Here is a 21,849-nt window from a genome sequence, read left to right on the forward strand (position 1 = left end):
ACCATCAAGGGCACCGGTCTGACCGTGGATGGCAGCGGCAATCCTGTCATCACCGGATACTTCGCCGGCAGCCTGGATCTGGGCGGGGGCCTGCTCTCGGTTGGCAGCTACAATGTCTTCCTGGCGAAGTACTCGCCCACCGGCGCCTGGTCGTGGTCGAAGAACTTCGGGGGGACCACCACTGAAATGGGCTACGCCGTGGCCTCGGACTCCACCGGCAACGTGTTCACGACGGGGAGTTTCATGACCTCGATCGATCTGGGTGGCGGCAGTCAGCTCTCCGCCGGCGGGTTCGACATGTACCTGGGTAAATTCGCGCCCTAGAAGCTCCGCGCGCCTCATCGGGAACCTGCTTCCGTAACTCGGCGCCATAACCGGTGGTGCAATGCATCGCGAAGCAGCTGCCCTCGAAAGCCAGCTGCTTTTCACTTTCCATGTTCTGTAGCGTGCGTTGTTCCGGCGCATCGTTGCCAACGAAAACGACAATCGCTCGACAGCAGATCCTTGAATTCCATGATCCGCTTGCGCATCACACGGATCACTTTCTCAAGGTTTCCTCGGACGACTCAGCGAATATGAATTTTGCCAATGGCTGGGCCCACTGGCCTTCTCGCTTTCGAAGATCGGGCGCTCACGACGCCCGGAGGCTACGGGCGTTCACGATGAAGCTTGTGCAATACTTAAGGATCACACCGGTCACACAAAAAGCTGTGTCAAAACACAGTCCATGTTCCCTTTTGGTCCGGTGATCTGTCGGACGCCCGTCCACACGCCCTCGCGCGGCACAGAGAATGACCGATCAAGGCGCTCACGGCGGCTTGGCTGTACGAAAGCCGAGCCTGGCGACACGATGAATGCTGCGTTTCCGCCGCAAACGCCGATGCCTTTGCAGTAATCCCTCAACTCCGCACATGCCTCAGCCGGAAAGTGTTTCGTTAAGTGCCGCTTTTGATTCGCGACTAGGCTGGTTGCACGGGTCGGCGGTTGACGGGCCGAACGAAAAAAAATTGGAGCCGGGCTGGCTCTTCAGGGTTAGCTCTCAACTCTCTGTGCTTCTGTGGTTTAACCTTGGTGGTAACCCTTTCGCTCCGCTCAAATACTAAACGCAAGTCAGCCGCAATCGCCGAAAAAGCTTGCTCTTCAGGACATTTTCCGTTACTGCTTTGCTCCGCCAAGCCTTTGTATGCTTGGTGTGCGAGGGTGACGCACCGACAATGAGATTTGGAGTGATGAAATTAAGACGAGTGTCAGGGTATTGAGGAGACCAATAGTAATGAAATCAACAAACAATTCGCGATCGGTTCCGCAATTTGGAGACAAACAACTGGGAAATAAGGAGGGTGGTATGCACAGGATGATTAAACGGTTCGGGATGATGTCCGGTCTATTCGCAGCAATTATCACGATGGCGCTCTCGGGAGTTGCCAGCGCCCAATGCCAACGCGGCATATGTTGCTCAGCGGGAGCCGCGGGGCCGGATCATAACTTTCAAACTGCCAGGGCCCTGGTTGGTGATACGATTGATTTGAGGGCTCTCACTGGAAATGGTGACACAGCGGTTTGTACGGACATTGGCGTTACGGTAACGAATGTTCACTTTACGATATTCCACGGCGACGTTACCGAGGTGCAACCGAACCTCATAACGGCCCCGCACCAATTCACTCTTCCGGGTTGCGATCCGAGCCAGGGAACCTCCACAACCAACGTGCCGTCGACGACCGTCGCGGATGCGGCTGACGGAGTTCAAGGTTTTCTTATCGTTGAAGAAGATGCTTCCGGCATTGAAAATGTCTCGGCTGGCGTAAATCTGCCGACGTCCACGTCCTGCCAGACCGTTGTCTTCGTTTTCACGCCCTGCCTCAAGGTGACCAAGTTGGTTGCCTGTCAGCCCGCCGGCGGCGATTGCAGCCTGGCCACTTACTGCAAGTCGGCCACTGGATTCATCGATGATCAACCCGCAGCGGCGTTCTGCTACAGCGTCACCGTGACCAACTGCGGTAATGACGACATCACGATCCAGAGCGTGATCGACAGTTCCTTCGGTGACAAGTTCGACGCCTTTACCAACGCGAATAGCGGGGCATTCTTCCCCGCCGGTGCGTCGACGACGTTCTTCTTTAGTGAACTCGAAACCCACGGCAACACCAACACGATAACCGTTAATGGCATCGAAGCCATTGATGGGAAGTCGCTCCAAGCCTCGGATTCAGCAACGACGACTGTTTTCAAGGCGTCAATCAGCTGCCAGAAAGATATTTCACTGAATGGCCAGGGTGGCGTGTTCTCCAATACCGTGTCGGTGCCAGCGGGAACGAATCCGAATGTCACCTACCGTGTCATCGTTACGAACGATGGAACTGCGCCGCTGGTAAACGTTCAGGTCACAGATGCGGCGGTTGCCGGGCTTGACCAGACCATTAGTTCCCTCGCCGCCGGTGCGCACACGAACTTATTCTTCACGGATACGGCTGACCATGTCGCGGGCTGCCTGGCCAATTGCGCCAATACACTTCCCAACACCGTTCACGTCTCGGCCGTCGTGCCGAATAATCCCGCCAGCTGCGTCTGCGGCATCGGGACGAATGGCGAACCGGTGATGGTGACGAGCACGTGCAGCGCGCTCTTGCAATGCCAATGCGCTCCTGGAATCCAAATCATCAAGCAGGTTACTTGCTTGACCAGCGACGGGTGCCCGCCCGCTGGAGATCCGGCATACAGCAAGATCGCGACGGGTGTCGTCAACAGTGTCTTCTGCTACAGCATCACGGTTCTCAATACCGGGTCCGTGGATCTGGTTAACATCAATGTAACGGACACCACTCCAGGAGGCCCGGTTGATTCCCTGGTGAGCGCTTGTTTCCCGACGTCATTTAGCTTGGCGGCGGGGACATCGACGAACTGCATCCATAGCACTTCGTATCCTGGTGTAACTGGAGACGTTCCGGACTTCGTGCACGCCGTTGGTCAGGATACTGCGGGCCATACGGTGAGCAGCTCCGACAACGCGAGCGTGCATATCATCCCGGTTCCGCTCAACTGCCAGAAGCTTGTTTCCAGCAACGGTGTCGACTTCGTCAAGAATCTCGACTTGGGAGCACAGAGCACGCCCCAAAGCGTGATTTGGAAGCTCACCGTGAGCAACCCGAATACCTTCCCGCTGCAGAATGTCGTAATCAGCGAGGTCAACGCTTTGCCAAATGGCACATCGTGCACCACCAACGGCGATGCGGTAACGTTCCCGCTGACAGTTCCGTTCTTGGATGCGGGAGCGAGCATTGATATCCTCTGCAGCAATACCGTTTCTTGCCCCGGAAGCACCGCAAATAGCTTCCAGGCGCAGGGAGAGGTATCACCGACGACAGGTATCTGTGCGATCGGCACGAATGGCTTGCCGGTGAAATCTGATATCTGCTCGAGCTCCGCCTCTGTTACCTGCACACCACCGGCAACCCCTGGTTGCCGGACCACGGGTGGCGGTAAGCAGCCTTCCAACAACACCTGTCCGGTGGTCAAGTATGTCACCCACGGTGGTCAGGTTGGCGCTCCGTTCGGTGCGGCTGGCGCGCCGGATTGCAGCCTGGGTCTTGCCGGGGGTTACTTCAACCCGTGTATCCGTGGTGAGTACCAGCACGTTCGCCATATCAAGGGCGGCCTGAGGGGTACGTTCCATGCCGCCAGTAACGGCAATGAACATGACTTCGACAGTCTGGCGTGCGCGTGCCTGCCCTGTGACACGTTCGATCTATCAACACCGGTGTGGGGACCGTTCGTGACCAGCAGCACCCCTCACCCGTTGACCTGTCATCCACAGGATCGCACCTATAACGGTGACGGGATCATCGAGAACGGATTGTGCAACCCGGATCGGACACCCAACTGCGGACCGGAGCCGAGGAAGGCGCCAGCCAACAAGATCTGCTTCTCAGGCGTTGGCGACTACACGTTGAGCAACGGCAAGAAGACCGAGAATAAAGTGGTCTTCCGTGTGGATATTGAAGATCGCGGCGAGCCGGGCAATGCCCACGCGATCGGTCAATCCGGCAAGAGCAATCCACCGGACCGCTATCGCATGCGGATGTGGATCATCGATCCGGCGAGTGTGAACACGGCGCCGATCCTGGCACTGCGCGAAGCGGTGGCTTGCAAGAACGCCCACATCGAAGTCGTGGCTGGGACTTTGCCATGCGGTCAGTCAATCAATGGCAATACCAGCGTGCCGGAGCCGGACATCGACGACGGCGGCGATCTGGATCGTGGTAATCGCCAGATTCACCCGAACACGGGCGCGACCTGCAACTAAAGTAACGGAAAATAACCAGCCTGCAGTTTGGGCTGAGAATCAGCGCGTGGGATGGAATCCTCGAGGTTCCATCCCACTGCCGCAGAAAGTCAGTGGTAACCTGTTAAGCAGGGTATGGTGGCTCAATTGAGCCAAGGGAGAAGAGTAATGCGATCATCTGTATTTGGGAGTCTTCGATTGTCATACATCAATAATAATGAGGGGGTTAATATGTGTCTAGCGCGCCAGGGATTCCGTTTGCTGCTCGTCGCATTGTCCGCAGCTATCACATTAGCGCTCCCAGGAGTTGCCACCGCCCAGCAATGCCAGCGCGGCATCTGTTGCTCGGCGGGCGCGGCGGGACCGGACCACAATTTCCAGACTGCCAGAGCCATCGTTGGCGATACGATTGATTTAAGGGCGCTTACGGGAAATGGCGACACGGCCGTTTGCACGGACATCGGCGTTACCGTAACAAATGTTCACTTTACGATATTCCATGGTGATTTTACCGAGGTGCAGGGCAATCTTCTATCGAGCCCGCACCAGTTCACGCTTCCCGGTTGCGATCCGAGCCAGGGAGCCTCTACGACCAACGTGCCTTCGACGACCGTCGCGAACGCGGCTGACGGAGTTCAAGGTTTTCTTATCGTCGAAGAGGATGTTTCGGGTATTGAAAATGTTTCGGCAGGGGTAAATCTGCCTGCTTCCACGGCCTGCCAGACCCCGGTCCTCATTTTCGCGCCCTGCCTTAAGGTGATCAAACTGGTCGCCTGCCAACCTGCGGATGGCAATTGCACGAATGCTTCTTACAGCGGCTTCGCCTCGGGCGCGAAGAACGGGAACCAGATTCCCTCATTTTGTTACAGCATCACAGTTACCAACTGCGGAACGGATAATCTGACCATCACCAACGTGTCCGATACCATTTTTGGCGATATTACCGGTGATTTTACAAATCAAACGGGCGTGTTGAGCGGCAAGTCCTTGCCGGTCGGCGCATCCGGGACAATTTTCCTCACCACTCCGCTAGCGGGTGACACCACCAATACGGTTACCGTTTTGGGTACGGAAGAGATCGAGCAGGCCGCCGTTTCCGCTTCTGCAAGCGCCACAGCGCAGGTCTTGGTTGCGTCAATTACCGTGAGCAAAGAGTGCGACGGTGGGCCGTTCGTGATTGGCCAGCCGATCAAATTCAAGGGCACGGTGAGTAATAACGGCAGTGTGAGCGTGACAGGTATCACAGTCGTGGACAGTGTGGTGGGTGATGTCTCGGGCTCCTTGTCATCGACAACGCTGTCTCCGGGCGCCTCAGCCACGTACAACGGCAGCTATGCCTCTTCCGGCAACGGCTGCGGTCCATTTACCAACACAGTGGTGGCGACCGCCACCGAAGGAATCTGCCCCAACAAACCGATCGAAGCGACCGCCACGAATGTCTGCACGGTGATCACCTCGCCAGCCATCGCGGTGACAAAGCAGTGTGATGGCGGCCCGTTTGTGATTGGCAGCCCGATCAAATTCAAGGGTTCGGTGACCAACATCGGCAATGTAACGCTCGTGAATGTCACGGTCGTGGACAACACGGCGGCCGGCACGGTGCTGAGCGGCGTGACCCTGGCCCCGGGCACATCGGCCTCCTACAGCGGCAGCTACACGGCCAGCGGCTGCGGTCCGTTCACCAACGTCGTGACGGCGACGGGCGATGACCAGTGCGTGGGCACTCCGGTTTCCTCCCTGGCCACCAGCGTCTGCACGATCGTCACTTCGCCAGGGATTGCGGTCACCAAGCAGTGTGATGGCGGGCCATTTGCGCTTGGCGACCCGATCAAATTTAAGGGTTCGGTGACCAACATCGGCAATGTGACGCTCGTGAATGTCACGGTCGTGGACAGCACAGCGGCCGGCACGGTATTAAGCGGCGTGACTCTGGCCCCGGGCACCTCGGCGTCCTACAGTGGCAGCTATACAGCCAGCGGCTGCGGTCCATTCACCAACGTCGTGACAGCCACCGGCAATGACCAATGCGTGGGAACTCTGGTTTCCTCCCTGGCCACCAGCGTCTGCACGATCGTCACCGCGCCGAGCATTACGGTGACCAAGCAGTGTGACGGCGGGCCATTTGCGCTCGGCGCTCCGATCAAGTTCAAAGGCACCGTGAGCAACAACGGCAATGTGACGCTGCTGAATGTCACGGTCGTGGATAGTTCGGCAGCCGGCACGGTATTAAGCGGTGTGACTCTGGCCCCGAACGCCTCCACGAACTACAGCGGCAGCTATACGGCCAGCGGCTGCGGTCCATTTACCAACGTTGTGACGGCGACGGGTAATGACCAGTGCGTGGGTACTCTGGTTTCCTCCCTGGCTACCGGGGTCTGCACCATCGCCACTGCACCGGGTATCGGGGTGACCAAGCAGTGCGACGGCGGGCCATTTGTGATTGGCCAGCCAATCAAGTTCAAGGGTTCGGTGACCAATAGCGGTAATGTGACCCTGATTAACGTCACGGTCGTGGACAGCTCGGCGGCCGGCACCGTATTGAGCGGCGTCACTTTGGCTCCAGGCGCCTCTGCGTCCTACAGCGGCAGCTATACGCCTAACGGTGGCTGTGGTCCATTCACCAACGTTGTGACGGCGTCTGGCAACGACCAGTGCGCGGGTACTCCGGTTTCCGCCCTGGCCACCGGCGTCTGCACAATAACCACCTCACCGGGCATTGCAGTGACCAAGTTCTGTGACTTCAGCACGAATAGCATCGTCAGCGTCAACGGCACGGTGAGCAACACCGGCAATGTGACGCTGGTCAGTATCACGGTTACGGACAACGTTGCAGGCGATCTCTCGGCTTCATTGTCGTCAACGACACTCGCCCCAGGCGCTTCGGCCACCTACAGCGGCAGCTATACGGCCACGAGTCTGGTCTCGACGGATACGGTGACGGCAACCGGCAGCGATCAGTGCACGGGCAATAAAGTCAATGCGCAAGCAACTGCCGTCTGCAGTTCGTCCTTCTGCTTCGGGATTACGAAGCTCGTTGCCTGCTTGCCGCCTGGCGGAGATTGCGCCACGGCCTCCTACAGCAGTGTCGCAACCGGCGTCACCAGCGCGGCCTCGGGCCCGCCGGGATTCTGCTATTCCATCACGGCGACAAACTGCGGTCCTGACAATCTGGTCATCACAAACGTGATCGACAGCTTCTTCGGCGACATCACGAGCACGTTCACCAACGCGCTTGGCAGCCAGCTGTTGCCGGCGTTCTCATCGGTCAGCTTTACATTGCACACCAATGAGGCGGCGGGCGTCGTCAATGTCGTGACAGCCATAGGCTTCGAGTCCATCGGGCATTCGGCGGTGTCCGCTCAATCGAGCGCGACAACGGTTGTCGAGAATGTGGCCATCACCTGCGAGAAGTTGATCAAGACCAACGGTGGCGCATTTGCGCAAAGCATTACCATCCCCGCAATCAATGGGAACCAAACTGTGATCTGGAGCATCCAGGTGAACAACGCCGGGTCGTGGCCGTTGACCGGCGTCACCATCTCCGATCCAGCATTGGCAGGTAGTTGCACGATCCCTGCGCCGTTCAGCCTGGGAGTCGCGCAATCCTTCACGTTCCTGTGCACCGATACGGTCAATTGTGCGGACAACCTCGCCAATCTGAATCCGAATCAGGTAACAGTAAGCGGTCAGGCCGATTCGTTGAATGGTACGGTCTGCGTGATCGGCACGAATGGCCTGGTGGCGTCGGCCCAATCCAGTTGCACGGCCTCGCTTGTTTGCAGCGGCTTCCCGGCGGTGGCGATCAACAAACTGATCGCCTGTATCCCGCCCAATACGGACTGCACGACACTGCCGCTGACAGCCTACGGCAAGTCTGCCACCGGCGTGGTCAATCAGGCTCTGGGTGAGTATCCGGCGTTCTGCTACAGCATCACCATTAGCAACGCTGGTATAGAAACCCTGACGAATATCAAGGTGACGGACAGCAGTCCGGACGGCCAGCCGAACGTAAGCGGCTGTGTCTGGCCGGATCTGGCTCCGGGCGCCACCGAGACCTGCACAGCAATCCAGGCTACTCACAAGGTGAACACTATTGATATTGCCACCGTGGTCGGTATCGGAGCATTCAGCGGTTCGAGTGTTACACAACAGAGTTCGGCGACAGCGGTGGTTGTCCCGATCGGGGCCACCTGCACGAAGTTGGCCAACGGTGTCGCGGGTGACCAGACCATTACGATCGCCTCCGGCAGTACGACGGACATCTCCTACTCGGTTGTCATCCACAATACGGGCTCAGTCGATCTGCAGAATATCCAGGGCAATGATTCCGGGTTCTGCTCGAACGCCTTCATCGTGCCGTTCCTGGCAGCTGGCGCCTCGGTGAGTGTGGATCTGTGCGTGGTGACCGGCGTGCCGTGTCCTCCAAGCCCGAATGTCTTGTCAGACACTGTGACGTTCACGGCCGAGGTCAGCACCAATGCTCTGGTCTGTCTGCTCCAGAGTAACGGTGTCCCGGTGACCGTGAGTAACAGTTGCCAGAACACCATGACGATCAAATGCGTACAGGTCGGCTGCCGCACCACGGGTGGCGGCAAGCAACCGGCCGATAACACCTGCCCGGTGGTCGGATACGTCACCCACGGCGGCCAGGTCGGCGCTCCGTTCGGCGCGTCGGAAGCCCCGGTTATCACGGACTGTGCGACGGGCGCAGGCACGGGATTCTTCAATCCCTGTATCCGTGGTGAGTACCAGCACGTCCGCCACATCAAGGGCGGTCTGCGCGGGACATTCCATGCCGCCGGCAATGGCAACGAGCATGACTTCGACAGTCTCAAGTGTGCCTGCCTGCCATGCGACACGTTCAACCTGAGCACACCCGTGTGGCCCACGTCGCACCTCGCGTGTCATCCACAGGATCGCTTCTACACCGGCGACGGCATCACGGAGAATGGGCTGTGCAATCCGGACCGTATGCCTAATTGCGGACCTGAGCCGCGTCCGGCGCCAGCCAACAAGATCTGCTTCTCGGGCGTGGGCGACTACACCTTGAGCAACGGCAAGAAGACCGAAAACAAAGTGGTCTTCCGCGTGGATATTGAAGATCGTGGCGAGCCGGGCAATGCCCACGCGATTGGTAAATCCGGGAAGAGCAATCCGCCGGATCGCTATCGCATGCGGATGTGGATCATCGATCCGACTGCGGTGGATTCACCGTCCGTTCGGGCGCTGCGTGTTGCCGTCGCGTGCGTGGATGCGCACAATGAAGTTGTCGCCGGCACGTTGCCCTGCGGCCAGTCGATCAATGGCAGCACGCTTGTGCCAGAGCCGGATATTGACGACGGCGGGGATCTGGATCGTGGTAATCGCCAGATCCATCCCAACACCGGAGCAACCTGCCAGTAGGCCAGAACAATTAGCATCAACCTCCCATGAAGGAGGATTGAATTAAAACGAGTGGGATGGGATTCTGAAGGGGGTTCCATCCCACTCAGACTTTAGCGAGTTAGTGGTGTGTGGTAAGTGGGGAAGTTGTTATGCAAGTCAGGTCTTCGCAAAGATTCGGTGGGCGGCTTGCGCGGCTGGTCGTCGTGGTGGCCTGCGGATTGGGAGCCGGCGGCTTTGTTCGCGCCCAAACCGGACCGGTGGACAGCCCACCCACAAATAACCTCGACCGTATCTTCGCCAGACTGCCCATGCATTTCGAGGCGAACCATGGGCAGGCCGACAATGCAGTCCAATTCCTTGCTCGGGGCCGCGGTTATACACTGTTCCTCACGCCCGATGAGACGGTGCTGAAACTGCGGCGGTTCGACAGTGAACCGGAGAAGCTGCCTGCCCACGACCGCCTTCATCGCGCCAAGGCAAAATACAAGCACGTGACCACGTCCACTCTGCGGATGTCCCTGGCACAAGCCAATCCGCACCCACTGGCGACCGGCACGGACGAACTGGAAGGCAAGGTCAATTACTTCCTGGGAAACGATCCCAGCCAATGGCTCTCCAATTTGTCAGTCTACCGCAAGGTCAAGTACCAGGGAGTTTATCCAGGTATCGATCTGGTTTATTACGGTAATCAAGGGCAGCTGGAGTATGACTTCATCGTGGCCCCCGGCGGTGATCCTACTGCCATCGGCTTGGATTTCAAAGGCGTAGACCAACTGGAGATTGATGCGCAGGGTAACCTCCGGATGCTGGTGGCTGGCAGCGGCCTGCTGTGGCGTCCGCCAGTCGCCTATCAGGAAATCGATGGCGTGCGAAAGCAAGTTTCCGTTGCCTATGCGCTGCATGGCAAGTTTCGCGTTGATTTTCAAGTGGGCGACTATGATCGAACCCAGCCACTCGTCATCGACCCCAAACTCAGCTTCTCGACCTATCTCGGTGGCTCGGCGGCAGACATGGCATGGGGTGTAGCCGTCGACACTCACGGGTATGTGTATGTGACAGGAAATACATTGTCGAGTGATTTTCAGACGGTCGGCAGTTCCAGACTCTGGTCAGCGTCCGCGGCGTTCGTCACGAAACTTACTCCGGGCGGTAGCAATCTGGTGTTTTCCAGCTACCTGGGAGGCACCAAAAACACGGACTCCGGCGCCTTTGACGCCGGCCTGGCAATCGCGGTCGACAGAAGCACCAATGTGTATGTCGTTGGTTACGCCGAATCCTTGTCCTTTCCAACCCCGGGGGGATTTCAGACCACCTACCCGAACAACGCCGATGACGCCGCATTCGTCACCAGATTCAACTCCTCCGGCGTGATCGCCTATTCAAGCTATCTCGGCGGTACCAACGACCAGGCAGCGTACGGCGTGGCGGCCGATACCAGCAGCAATGCCTACGTGACCGGCTGGACCATGTCGGACAATTTTCCAGTGAAAAGCGCCTTCCAGCCCACATACGGCGGGACGGATGATATTACCAATAATCCAACCCCGATGGATGCGTTTGTCGCAAAATTCAACACCGCCAAAACCGCCGCCAACTCGCTGGTATATTCGACTTATATTGGGGGCTCGGATGATGACGCCGGGCAGGCCATTGCCGTGGATAGCAGTGGCGATGCGTTCATTACCGGTTACTCGTACTCGGCGGATTACCCGACGACCGCCAACGGCATCCTGACGCAGTCATTCGCTTTCGTCAATGTCGTCATAACGGAACTGGGGCCGACCGGCAGCAGTCTCCTGTATTCGTCTTACTTTGGCGGCAGTGATACCGATATCGGCATGGCACTGGCCCTGGACACCAACCGGAATGTCTTTATCACCGGCTACACCTACTCGACAGATTTCCCAATGAGCACTGGCGGCTACCAGACCAACTTCGGAAGCGGCTATCAGAACGTGTTCGTCTCAAAGCTCAACCTCACGTTGCCGCCGACCAATCAGGTCGTTTACTCGACCTATCTCGACGGCAACAATGCCAATGGCAACGATCAAGGGCAGGGCATTGGCGTCGACACCAATGGCATGATCTATGTGGCCGGCACGACGGGTTCCACAGATTTTCCAGTCTCCCATGCGTTCCAATCGGCATTCGGTGGCGGCTTCACGGATGCGTTCGTGACCAAAATAAACCCGGCCGCGTCTGGTGCCGCCTCGGTGGTTTATTCCACTTTTCTCGGCGGCAGCGACTCCGATGATGGGAACGCAATCGCTGTCGGCCTGGACGGGAGCGTCTACGTCGCTGGCGACACGTTCTCGACGGATTTCCCCACCGTCGGCGGTGTCTCTGCAAATGTCCCCAAAGGCGACTATGATGCGTTTGTGGCCAAGATCATACCGGCAACCGATCTCGCAGTGTCACAATCCCCTTCCGCCAACCCCGTCGCGCTGGGCAACAGCCTCACCTATACGATCATTGCAACCAATTTCGGTGAACTGGTGGCCACCGGTGTGACGGTGACGAATCAACTGCCGTCCAACGTAACGTACGTCTCCGCGTCATCAACGGTTGGATCCTGTACCCAATCGGGCAACGTTGTAGTTTGCAACATCGGCAATCTACCGGTTTTTGCCGGAGCGGTCGTAACCATCAACGTGACGGCGTCCGTGCCGGGCCTGACCACCAACCTGGCCCGGATCTCCGCCAGTCAACCAGATCCCAATACCAATAACAACGCGGCGACGTCGGTCGTGACTCTCGGCTCAATCGTCAGCGTCACGGCGACCACCTCCAACGCCTTCGAGCAGGGCCAGGTGCAAGGAGCATTCCAGTTCTCGCGAACCGGCGTCACCCAAACTTCGTTGACGATCAACTACGCGGTTGGCGGCACCGCTTCACCGGGCGTGGATTACTTTGCGTTGCCGGGGACGTTCACCATTCCGGCGGGATTCGGCTCCGGAACCGTTCTCTTGGTGCCCATAGACAACGCCATCCCGGAATGCCCGGAGACAGTCGTAGTAACGATTACCAGCAACGCAACCTATGCCACCAGTTCCCTGAGCACCGCCACGGTCACCATCATCGACAACGACCTGCCAATTGTCTCTGTCGTTGCAACAAAACCGACCGCCTCCGAGGCCGGACCGACCAACGGCGTCTTTACCGTCACGCGCGTCGGTTGTTTGAGTTCCGCGCTGGTGGTGAACTATGCAGTCAGTGGGACGGCGAGTTCCGGTGTTGATTATGTGGCCCTCAGCGGCATTGCCACGATCCCGGCCAATACCAATTCGGTCACGATCAACGTTCAGCCGGTCAATAACACAACACCGGAATGCTCCGAGACGGTCATCGTTACGCTCGGCACAAATGCAGCGTATACGGTCGGCACACCGGCCAGCGATACGGTGACGATTATCGATAACGACCTGCCGTCCGTCACGATCACTGCCACGCAGCCCAATGCTGCTGAAGCCGGCACGAATGGGATCTTTACAGTCACCCGCAACGGCTGCACCGAGGCGCCGATGACCGTGAACTACACCATTGGCGGCACTGCCAGCAACGGCCTGGATTACGCCGCCATTGGCTCGTCGGTCACGATCCCGGTGGGCGCTACGACCGCAACCATCACGATTGCGCCGTTCGCTGACGCGCTGGCGGACAGCAACGAAACCGTCGTGCTGCAACTGACGTCCAACCCCGTCTATGTTCTCGGGTCGCCGAACAACGCGACCGTGAATATCGCGGATGACTCTGCGCCACCGACCGCGCAGTTCACCGGGGCCCCGACGACGGGCAATGTGCCTTTCGTGGTTACGTTTACGGATAGCTCTGTCGGTTCCATTGACACCCACACGTGGGATTTCGGCGACGGGAACACCACGAATGTCTCGTCCCCAAGTGCCGGTGTCACGCACTTCTACACCATTGGCGGTACCAACACCGTCAAGCTCACCGTCAGCGGTCCACAAGGGCCAAACACGCTAACACGGCCCGGGTACATCATTGCGATCGACATCCCGCCGCAGCTTTCCGTAAGCCCCACCAATCGCAATTTCGGTTCGGTGACGATAGGGCTTACTAACACGCAGACGTTCACCGTTCTGAATACTGGCGGCGGCACACTGACCGGCAACGCTTCAGTCAACCCGCCCTTCTCCGTGGCGGGCGGGTACAACCTGATTGCCGGCCAAACGGGCATTGTGAGCATTGCGTTTGCGCCGACTTCGGCTGGTCCCTTCAATGGCCAAGTCATCTTCACGAGTAACGGAGGAGCTTCGACCAATGCGGTCACAGGCACCGGGTTGACGGCCGGCCAACTCGCCGCCAACCCGGCCAGCCTGAACTTCGGCTCCATCGTAACGGGTGCGACGGCGCAAGCCACCCTCGTCATTACCAACCTCGGCGGCACATCCGTCAGCAATGGCACCGCCGCAGTAACCGGCGGCCCGTATAGCATCGTTTCCGGCAACACATTCAGCGTGAACGGGTTCGGAGCGACCAACCTGGTCCTCAAGTTTGCGCCTGTGGCCGTCGGGACCTTCACCAACAGCATTGTCCTCAATAGCGCCAACGGCGGCACCTTGACCAACACGCTCGTTGGCACCGGCCTGCCGGCCGGCCAAATCCTCGTCAATCCCCTCACCCTGAACTTCGGCACTGTCGCGACCACCACTAGCGCCCAGGGGACGTTTGTTGTCACCAATACGGGTGGTGGCGTGGTCAATAATGGCACGGTGGCCTTTTCGGGCGGCCCGTTCAGCGTCGTCTCCGGGACGCCGTTCAACTTGTCTGGCGGCGGCGCGGCGAACGTTGTCGTCAGCTTCACGCCCGTCAGCGCGGGCGGATTCACCAACTCGGCCACGTTCAGCACTTCCAACGGCGGCATTGTGGTCAATACCGTCATCGGGACGGGCGCTGTCGTGCCGACGGCAAGTTTCACGGGAACGCCGACCACGGGTGTTGTATCGTTCGCGGTCTCATTTACGGACACCTCGACCGGTACGATTACGAATCGCTCCTGGGATTTTGGTGATGGCGGCACGACCAATACAACCAGCACCAATGTTGTCCATACTTACAACACGTCGGGGGCCTTCACAGTCAAGCTCATCACTCAGGGCCCGGTCGGTGTCAACACCAACACCAAGCCCGGTTACATCGTCGGTCTGCGCCCGGCGACCCTAGTCGTCAGCCCCACCAGTCGCGACTTCGGCGCCGTGACCATCGGCCAAACCAACACGCAAACATTTTCAGTCCTTAATGCCGGCGACGTCACGTTGACGGGCACGGTGACGACCCTCGCGCCCTTTGCGGTTTCCGCCGGCATCCCCTACAGCGTCGCCGCCGGTCAATCCGGTACCATCACGATCAGCTTCCTCCCCACCAGCACCGGCACGTTCAACGGTAAGGCGATCTTCACCAGCAACGGCGGCCTGTCCACGAACGCGCTCATCGGGGTCGGACTTGCACCCGGTCAAATCGGCGTTAGCCCGAGTGCTCTGGATTTCGGCACTCTTGTAACGGGCACGAGTTCGCAGGCGGTTTTCACCGTGACCAACAGCGGCGGTACGACCGTCAGCAACGGCACCGCTACTGCGTCGGGCGCACCGTTCAGCGTTGTGTCCGGCAACACCTTCAGCGTACCGCCGGGCGGCTCGACCAACGTTGTGGTGCGCTTCAATCCCTCGTCGACGGGTGGGTTCACGAATACTGTGATCTTCAGCACCGCCAATGGTGGTCCGTCCACAAATGCCGTGACCGGCACCGGCGCAATCGTGCCGGTCGCGAGCTTCACCGGGACGCCAACCACTGGTCCGGTGCCGCTGGTGGTGACCTTCAGCGACGCCTCAACGGGCACAATCGCCAATCGGTTCTGGGATTTCGGCGATAACGCAACGACCAACACAACCGCCACCAATGTCGTGCACACCTACACAATCGCCGCCACGAACACAGTCCGGCTCATCGTGACCGGTCCCCTGGGCGTCAGCACCAACACGCGGCCAGCGTACATTGTCTCGCTGAACCCGCCCCAGCTTATCATCAGTCCACTCGGTCGCGATTTCGGCCAGGTCACCGTCGGCGCGACCAACACACAGACGTTCTCAGTCATCAATCCCGGCGATCTGACCCTGACCGGTACCGTCACGACCGCGACACCATTTGCCATCAGCGCCGGCAGTTCATACACCGTGCTACCCGGCAAGACTGGGACCGTCACCGTGGCCTTTACTCCGACCACAACCGGTCCCATCAGTGGGAGCGCAGTTTTCAGTAGCAACGGCGGTGCTTCCACCAATGCGTTGACCGGCACCGGCATCACGGCGGGGCACATCGTCGTCAACCCAGCAGTCCTCGATTTTGGCACCATCGTAACTGGCACGAATACGCAACAAGTGTTTGTGGTGACCAACGCCGGCCAGACAACGGTTTCCAACGGCACGGCGACCGCAGGCGGAGCGCCGTTCAGTATTGTTTCCGGGAGTCCGTTCACGCTGGCTGGAGGGGCTTCCACGAACGTCGCGGTGCGATTCGCCCCGGGTAGCGATGGTGGATACACCAACAATGTTGTTTTCAACAGTGCGAACGGTGGTAGTTCAACCAACGTCGTGCGCGGCGCCGCCGCCACCGTGCCGGTCGCGAGTTTCAGCGCGAATCCAACGATCGGCGGGGCTCCGTTGCCGGTCACTTTCATCGACAATTCAACGGGCACGATCGCCACCCGCGCGTGGAACTTCGGCGATGGCACCACGACAAATACCCCGGCAACCAACGTCGTCCATACCTACACGGTCCCGGGCACGAATACCGTGCAGTTGACCGTCACCGGACCACTGGGTGTGAGTAGCACCACCCAAACCAATCTCATTATTGCGCTCAAACCAGCGACCCTCGTTGTCAGCCCAGCCAGCGTCGATTTCGGCGGCGTCACGATTGGCAATACCAATAGCGTGGTATTCTCCGTCATCAACGCCGGTCAGATCACGCTTTCCGGCACGGCGGCGACCGCAGCGCCGTATGCCATCACCAATGGTACCCCGTACTCTGTTGGACCGGGCCTGACGGGAACCGTGACGGTAAGCTTCATGCCGTTGGCGGGTGGGGTCTTCGTCGGCAATGTGATCTTCAACAGCAACGGAGGTATCTCCACCAACGAACTGGTAGGCACGGGCCTCACGCCCGGCCAGATCAGCGTCTCTCCGACATTGATTGATTTCGGCATATTGGTGACCGGAACGGTCGCCCAGAGCACGTTCGTCGTCACCAATAGCGGTGGCACGGTTATATCAAACGGGGTGGCATCCGTTACTGGTGGCCCGTATACGGTTCTGTCTGGCGCGACGTTTGACATCGCCCCCGGTGAATCCACGAACGTTGTCGTGCAATTCGCACCGCTGACGGGAGATGGATTCACCAACAACGTCATCTTCACCAGTGACAACGGCGGCAATTCCACCAACACCGTCCGTGGCAGCGGCGCGATCGTGCCGGTCGCGGCATTCAGTGCGGCGCCGACGTTCGGTCCGATGCCGTTGCTGGTGACATTCACCGACAACTCCACCGGCACAATAGCCTCACGGACCTGGGATTTCGGCGACAGCGCCGGCACGATTACGACCGCGACCAGCGTGACTCATACCTACACAGTGTCGGGAACCAACACGGTCCGATTGGTCGTGTCCGGGCCGGTCGGCGCGAGTACAAACACGCAGGCGAACCTCATCGTCGTGGTGAAACCGGCCACACAGGTTGTCACCCCGGCCAGCCGGGATTTTGGTTCGATCACGGTTGGCCTGACAAACACGTTGACGTTCGCCGTCGCCAACGCCGGTGATCTCAGCCTCAACGGCTCGGCGGCCGTCTCCGCCCCATTTGGCATCGTGTCTGGCAGCCCGTATACCGTCGCGCCGGGACACACGAACACCATCACGGTGCGGTTTGTGCCGACGTCGGCGGGAACATTCAACAACAGCGTCATCTTCAGCAGCAACGGCGGCATATCCACGAACAGTGTAGCTGGTGTCGGCCAGACGGCGGGCCAGTTGCTGGTCAGTCCCGCTTCCCTTGACTTTGGCACGGTGGCGACCGGGAGCGCGTCGCAACGCGTCTTCACGGTCAGCAACGTCGGTCAGACGACCGTCAGCAACGGCACGGCCGGGGTAACGGGCGGTCCGTTCAGCATTCTGTCAGGGGGCACTTTCAACCTGGCTGGCGGTGCGGCCGTCAACGTGACGGTGCAGTTCGCGCCCGCCACGGCGAACGGTTTCACTAATGCCGTTATCGTTACGAGCGCGAACGGCGGCCGCTCGACGAACACGGTTACCGGCACGGGTGCCGTCATACCGGTCGCGAGCTTTACCGCGTCACCAACCAGCGGGTTGACGCCGTTGACGGTGACGTTCACGGACAATTCAACCGGGACGATCAACAGCCGGATTTGGAGCTTTGGCGATGGTGGAACGCTGGCGACAGCGTCGACCAGCTTCACTTACACCTACAATTCGGCGGGCACGAACACTGTCCGCCTGATCGTGGCCGGCCCGGTCGGTGTAAGCACGAACACACAAGCGAATCTCATCGCGGTCATGAACCCGCCCCAATTGACCGTCAGTCCCGCCAGCGCCAATTTTGGTCCGGCGACCATTGGGCTAACGAATACGCTGACATTCTCGGTCATCAATACCGGTGACCTGGCCCTGAATGGCACGGCCAGCGTGCCCACACCATTTGCGGTCACTGGCGGTACGCCCTTCAATGTCCTCCCCGGCCAGACCGGCGCGGTGACGGTGGTCTTTGCGCCAACAGCGGGCGGAACATTCAATAACAGCATCTTCTTCAACAGTAACGGCGGATTGTCTACGAATGCCGTCAGCGGGGTGGGCCTGACCCCCGGACAGATTGGCGTGTCACCGGCGGCGCTGGACTTCGGCGTCGTTGCAACCGGGACGGTGTCACAACGGATCTTCACCGTGACGAACAGCGGCGGCACAACCGTGAGCAACGGCACGGTGACCGCGAGCGGCGCGCCGTTCACCATCGCCGCGGGCGCGGCATTCAACCTGCCGGCCGGCGTGTCGTCAAATGTCGTCGTGCAATTCGCGCCGGTCGCGTTTGGCAGTTTCAACGGCCAGGTAGTCTTCAACAGCGCCAACGGCGGCAGTGTGACCAACACCGTGACCGGCAATGGCGCGGTCGTGCCGGCGGCGAGCTTCACGGCTACGCCGACGTTTGGCGCGATCCCGTTGATCGTCTCGTTTACCGACAATTCAACGGGCACGATCACCAACCGATTCTGGAGTTTTGGCGACGGTGGAACACTGACCACAGCCACCACGAATTTCACGCACACTTATACCGTCCCGGGCACGAACACGGTCCGCCTGATCACGAGTGGACCGGTCGGCGTGAGCACGAACACGCAAGCGAACCTGATCGTGGCCGTCAACCCACCGCATCTGGCGGTCAACCCGGGCAGTCTGGACTTTGGTTCGGTCACCATCGGATTGACGAACACGATGTCGTTCTCTGTGACCAATACCGGTGACTTGCCGCTGACCAACACAACGACCACGTCGGCACCGTTCTTTACTTCCGGCAGTCCGGTCGTCGTCGCGGCCCACCAAACCGGGACGATATCCGTGGCGTTCACGCCGACCGGATCTGGGACATTCAATGCCAACGTTGTCTTTACCAGCAACGGCGGCCTGTCGACCAATGCGGTGACCGGCGTCGGGCTCACCCCCGGCAATCTGGCGTTCAGCCCGGCGGCGCTCGACTTCGGCACTGTCGCTACGGTGGCGGCGTCACAGCAGGTGTTTGTCGTCAGCAATACCGGTCAAACGACCGTAAGTAATGGAACGGCTGCGGTGGGCGCGCCCTTTAGCATCGTGGCCGGCAACACGTTTGGGCTGGCCGGTGGGTCGTCGACGAACGTGGTGGTGCGGTTTGCGCCGTCGAGCGCGAACGCGTTCACAAACGCGGTTATTTTCAACAGCGCCAATGGCGGAGGATCGACGAACCCGGTCACCGGCACGGGCGCGATCGTGCCGATTGCCATTTTTAGCGGGACACCGACGAACGGAGCGGTGCCATTGGCGGTAACGTTTACGGATGCTTCGACGGGTACGATCACAAACCGCTCCTGGAAGTTTGGCGATGGCAGCGTGACAAATACGCTGGCGACGAGTGTGACACACCTATACACGCTGGCCGGCAGTAATACGGTGCAGTTGATAGTAGCCGGCCCCGTCGGGGTGAGCACGAACACGAAAGCGGCGTACATCGTCGGTGTCAATCCGCCGCAACTGGTCGTTACCCCGGGTGCTTTGAACTTCAATTCCGTGACCATCGGCCTGACGAATCTGCTAAACTTCACGGTCTTCAATCCCGGTGATCTGCCGTTGAACGGCACGGCGGCGGCTGTAGGCCCGTTCCAGGTCGCCGCGGGTAGCCCCTACACCGTCCCGGGCAGGGCGACCGGCACCGTCAGCATTGCGTTTGCACCGGCCTTCGCCGGCAGCGTTACTGGCTCGGTGATCTTCAGCAGCAACGGCGGGGCATCCACCAATACGGTGAGCGGCAGCGGTCTGACGCCTGGCCGCATCGCCGTGAGCCCCACAAGCGCGGACCTCGGCGTGGTGTCGGTGGGATCGACAAAGTCCCAAACGTTTACGGTCAGCAATACCGGCCAGACGGCGGTCAGCAACGGAACCGCATCGGTGAGTGGCACCGCCTTCACGATTGCATCCGGTAGTACCTTTGCGGTGTCTGGAGGAGGCTCAGCCAACGTGGTTGTGCAATGCGCGCCCGGTGCGGCCGGTGCGTTCACCGGCACTGTCGTATTCGCCAGTGCTAATGGCGGCAGCGCAACCGGAACGGTCACAGCCATTGGCGCGATCATTCCGGTGGCGGCGTTTGACGCGACACCAACCGTGGGACTGTTGCCATTGGCAGTGACGTTCACCGATGAATCGACGGGCAGCATTATTGGAAGGCAGTGGACGTTTGGCGACGGCTCGACCAGCACGACGGCAAGCCCGACACACACCTACACCAACTCCGGCGTGTTCACCGTCAGCCTGTCGGCCATCGGGTTGGGTGGCACCGATACAGTTACCAAGGCGAACTTTATCACGGTCGTCGATACCAACCTGTTTGTGAAGATGACGGGCACGTACTACGGTTTGGGACTCAGTGAACCAGCGACGTTTGCCAACAGCGGGCTGGTGGTCATGAAGGTCAGTACGACGGGCGCGTTCAGCGGCACGTTCCAGCAGGGCACAGTGAAGAACTCGTTCGCGGGCCTCTTTGACAAGCTCGGCAACGCCACCGTCAACATCCCGCGTCTGGCGGGAAGCGCGTTGACGGCAAATCTGCATCTGGACGGGTTCGGTTCAGATCAAGTAACCGGCACTGTAACGGAGGCGGGTGTTACCGCAGTACTGGTGGCGGACCGCGCGGTGTTCACCAAGACAACGGCTTCGCCCTTTGCGGGCCACCGGTACACGGTGCTGTTGGCGGCGGACACGACGAACACGGTGGAAAGTGTGCCGCAAGGCGACGGTTTTGGCGCCATCCTAATCAAGGCGCCGGGCACTGTTGGCCTGTCGGGTGTGACCGGCGACGGCCAGAAGTTTAAACAGACGGTGCCCATCTCCAAGCATGGCACGTGGCCATTGTACGTGCCGCTGTACAAGGGGCTGGGCGCTGTGTTCGGATGGATTACGCACAGCAATATCGTCGCCGTGAGCGATTTGGACGCCTCGTTGCACTGGTCGAAACCGGCGTCCGCAGCTGATGCGTTCTACCCGGCGGGGTTCGCGGACGACATCGGCCTGGTGGGTTCAGAGTACGTGCGGCCACTGCCGGGAGACAGTGTGATATCCGTGGCCAACGCAAACAATAACGCGGTCGTCAACTTTGGTAACGGTAATCTACCGGCCGTGCAGGGCAATCATGTCACGCTGACCACCGGCAATCTCGTATTCAGCACGAATCTCACTATGAAGATCACGACGCCAACCGGCTTATTCAAGGGCAAGTTCCGTCGGGCCGACAACGGGAGCACGGTGCCATATCAGGGGGCGATCCTGCAGAAGCAGAATTTCGGATCCGGGTTCTTCTTGGGGACTAATGAGAGCGGGTTTGTGACTTTCGAACCGTCGCCTTGATTCGGACAGCTC

Annotated in this window: 4 protein-coding genes; all 4 read left to right on the forward strand. The window is 59.4% G+C overall.

Translation table 11 applies throughout. The features are described 5' to 3' along the window. The coding region (locus VNL17_05585) for a nucleotide-binding protein (GenBank protein HXI83546.1) at window positions 1–324 on the forward strand (324 nt) is incomplete at its 5' end. A 1,021-nt stretch (window positions 325–1,345) separates the two neighbouring features. Then, window positions 1,346–4,303 carry a hypothetical protein gene (locus VNL17_05590; GenBank protein ID HXI83547.1) on the forward strand — a complete coding sequence of 986 codons (2,958 nt, stop codon included), beginning with the start codon at window positions 1,346–1,348 and terminating at the stop codon, window positions 4,301–4,303. Between the two features lie 210 nt (window positions 4,304–4,513). Further along, window positions 4,514–9,685, forward strand: a complete 5,172-nt coding sequence (locus tag VNL17_05595) for a hypothetical protein (protein HXI83548.1) — start codon at window positions 4,514–4,516, stop codon at window positions 9,683–9,685. 131 nt (window positions 9,686–9,816) lie between these two features. Next, window positions 9,817–21,837 (forward strand): choice-of-anchor D domain-containing protein, encoded by a 12,021-nt coding sequence (locus VNL17_05600; GenBank protein HXI83549.1) that lies wholly within the window; start codon window positions 9,817–9,819, stop codon window positions 21,835–21,837. The last annotated feature ends 12 nt before the right edge of the window (window positions 21,838–21,849 follow it).

Source organism: Verrucomicrobiia bacterium, from assembly GCA_035577545.1.
Classification (GTDB): domain Bacteria; phylum Verrucomicrobiota; class Verrucomicrobiia; order Palsa-1439; family Palsa-1439; genus Palsa-1439.

Coding starts and splice junctions, on each gene's coding strand:
- VNL17_05590 (HXI83547.1), top strand. CDS start 1,346: ATGCACAGGATGATTAAACGGTTCGGGATGATGTCCGGTCTATTCGCA.
- VNL17_05595 (HXI83548.1), top strand. CDS start 4,514: ATGTGTCTAGCGCGCCAGGGATTCCGTTTGCTGCTCGTCGCATTGTCC.
- VNL17_05600 (HXI83549.1), top strand. CDS start 9,817: ATGCAAGTCAGGTCTTCGCAAAGATTCGGTGGGCGGCTTGCGCGGCTG.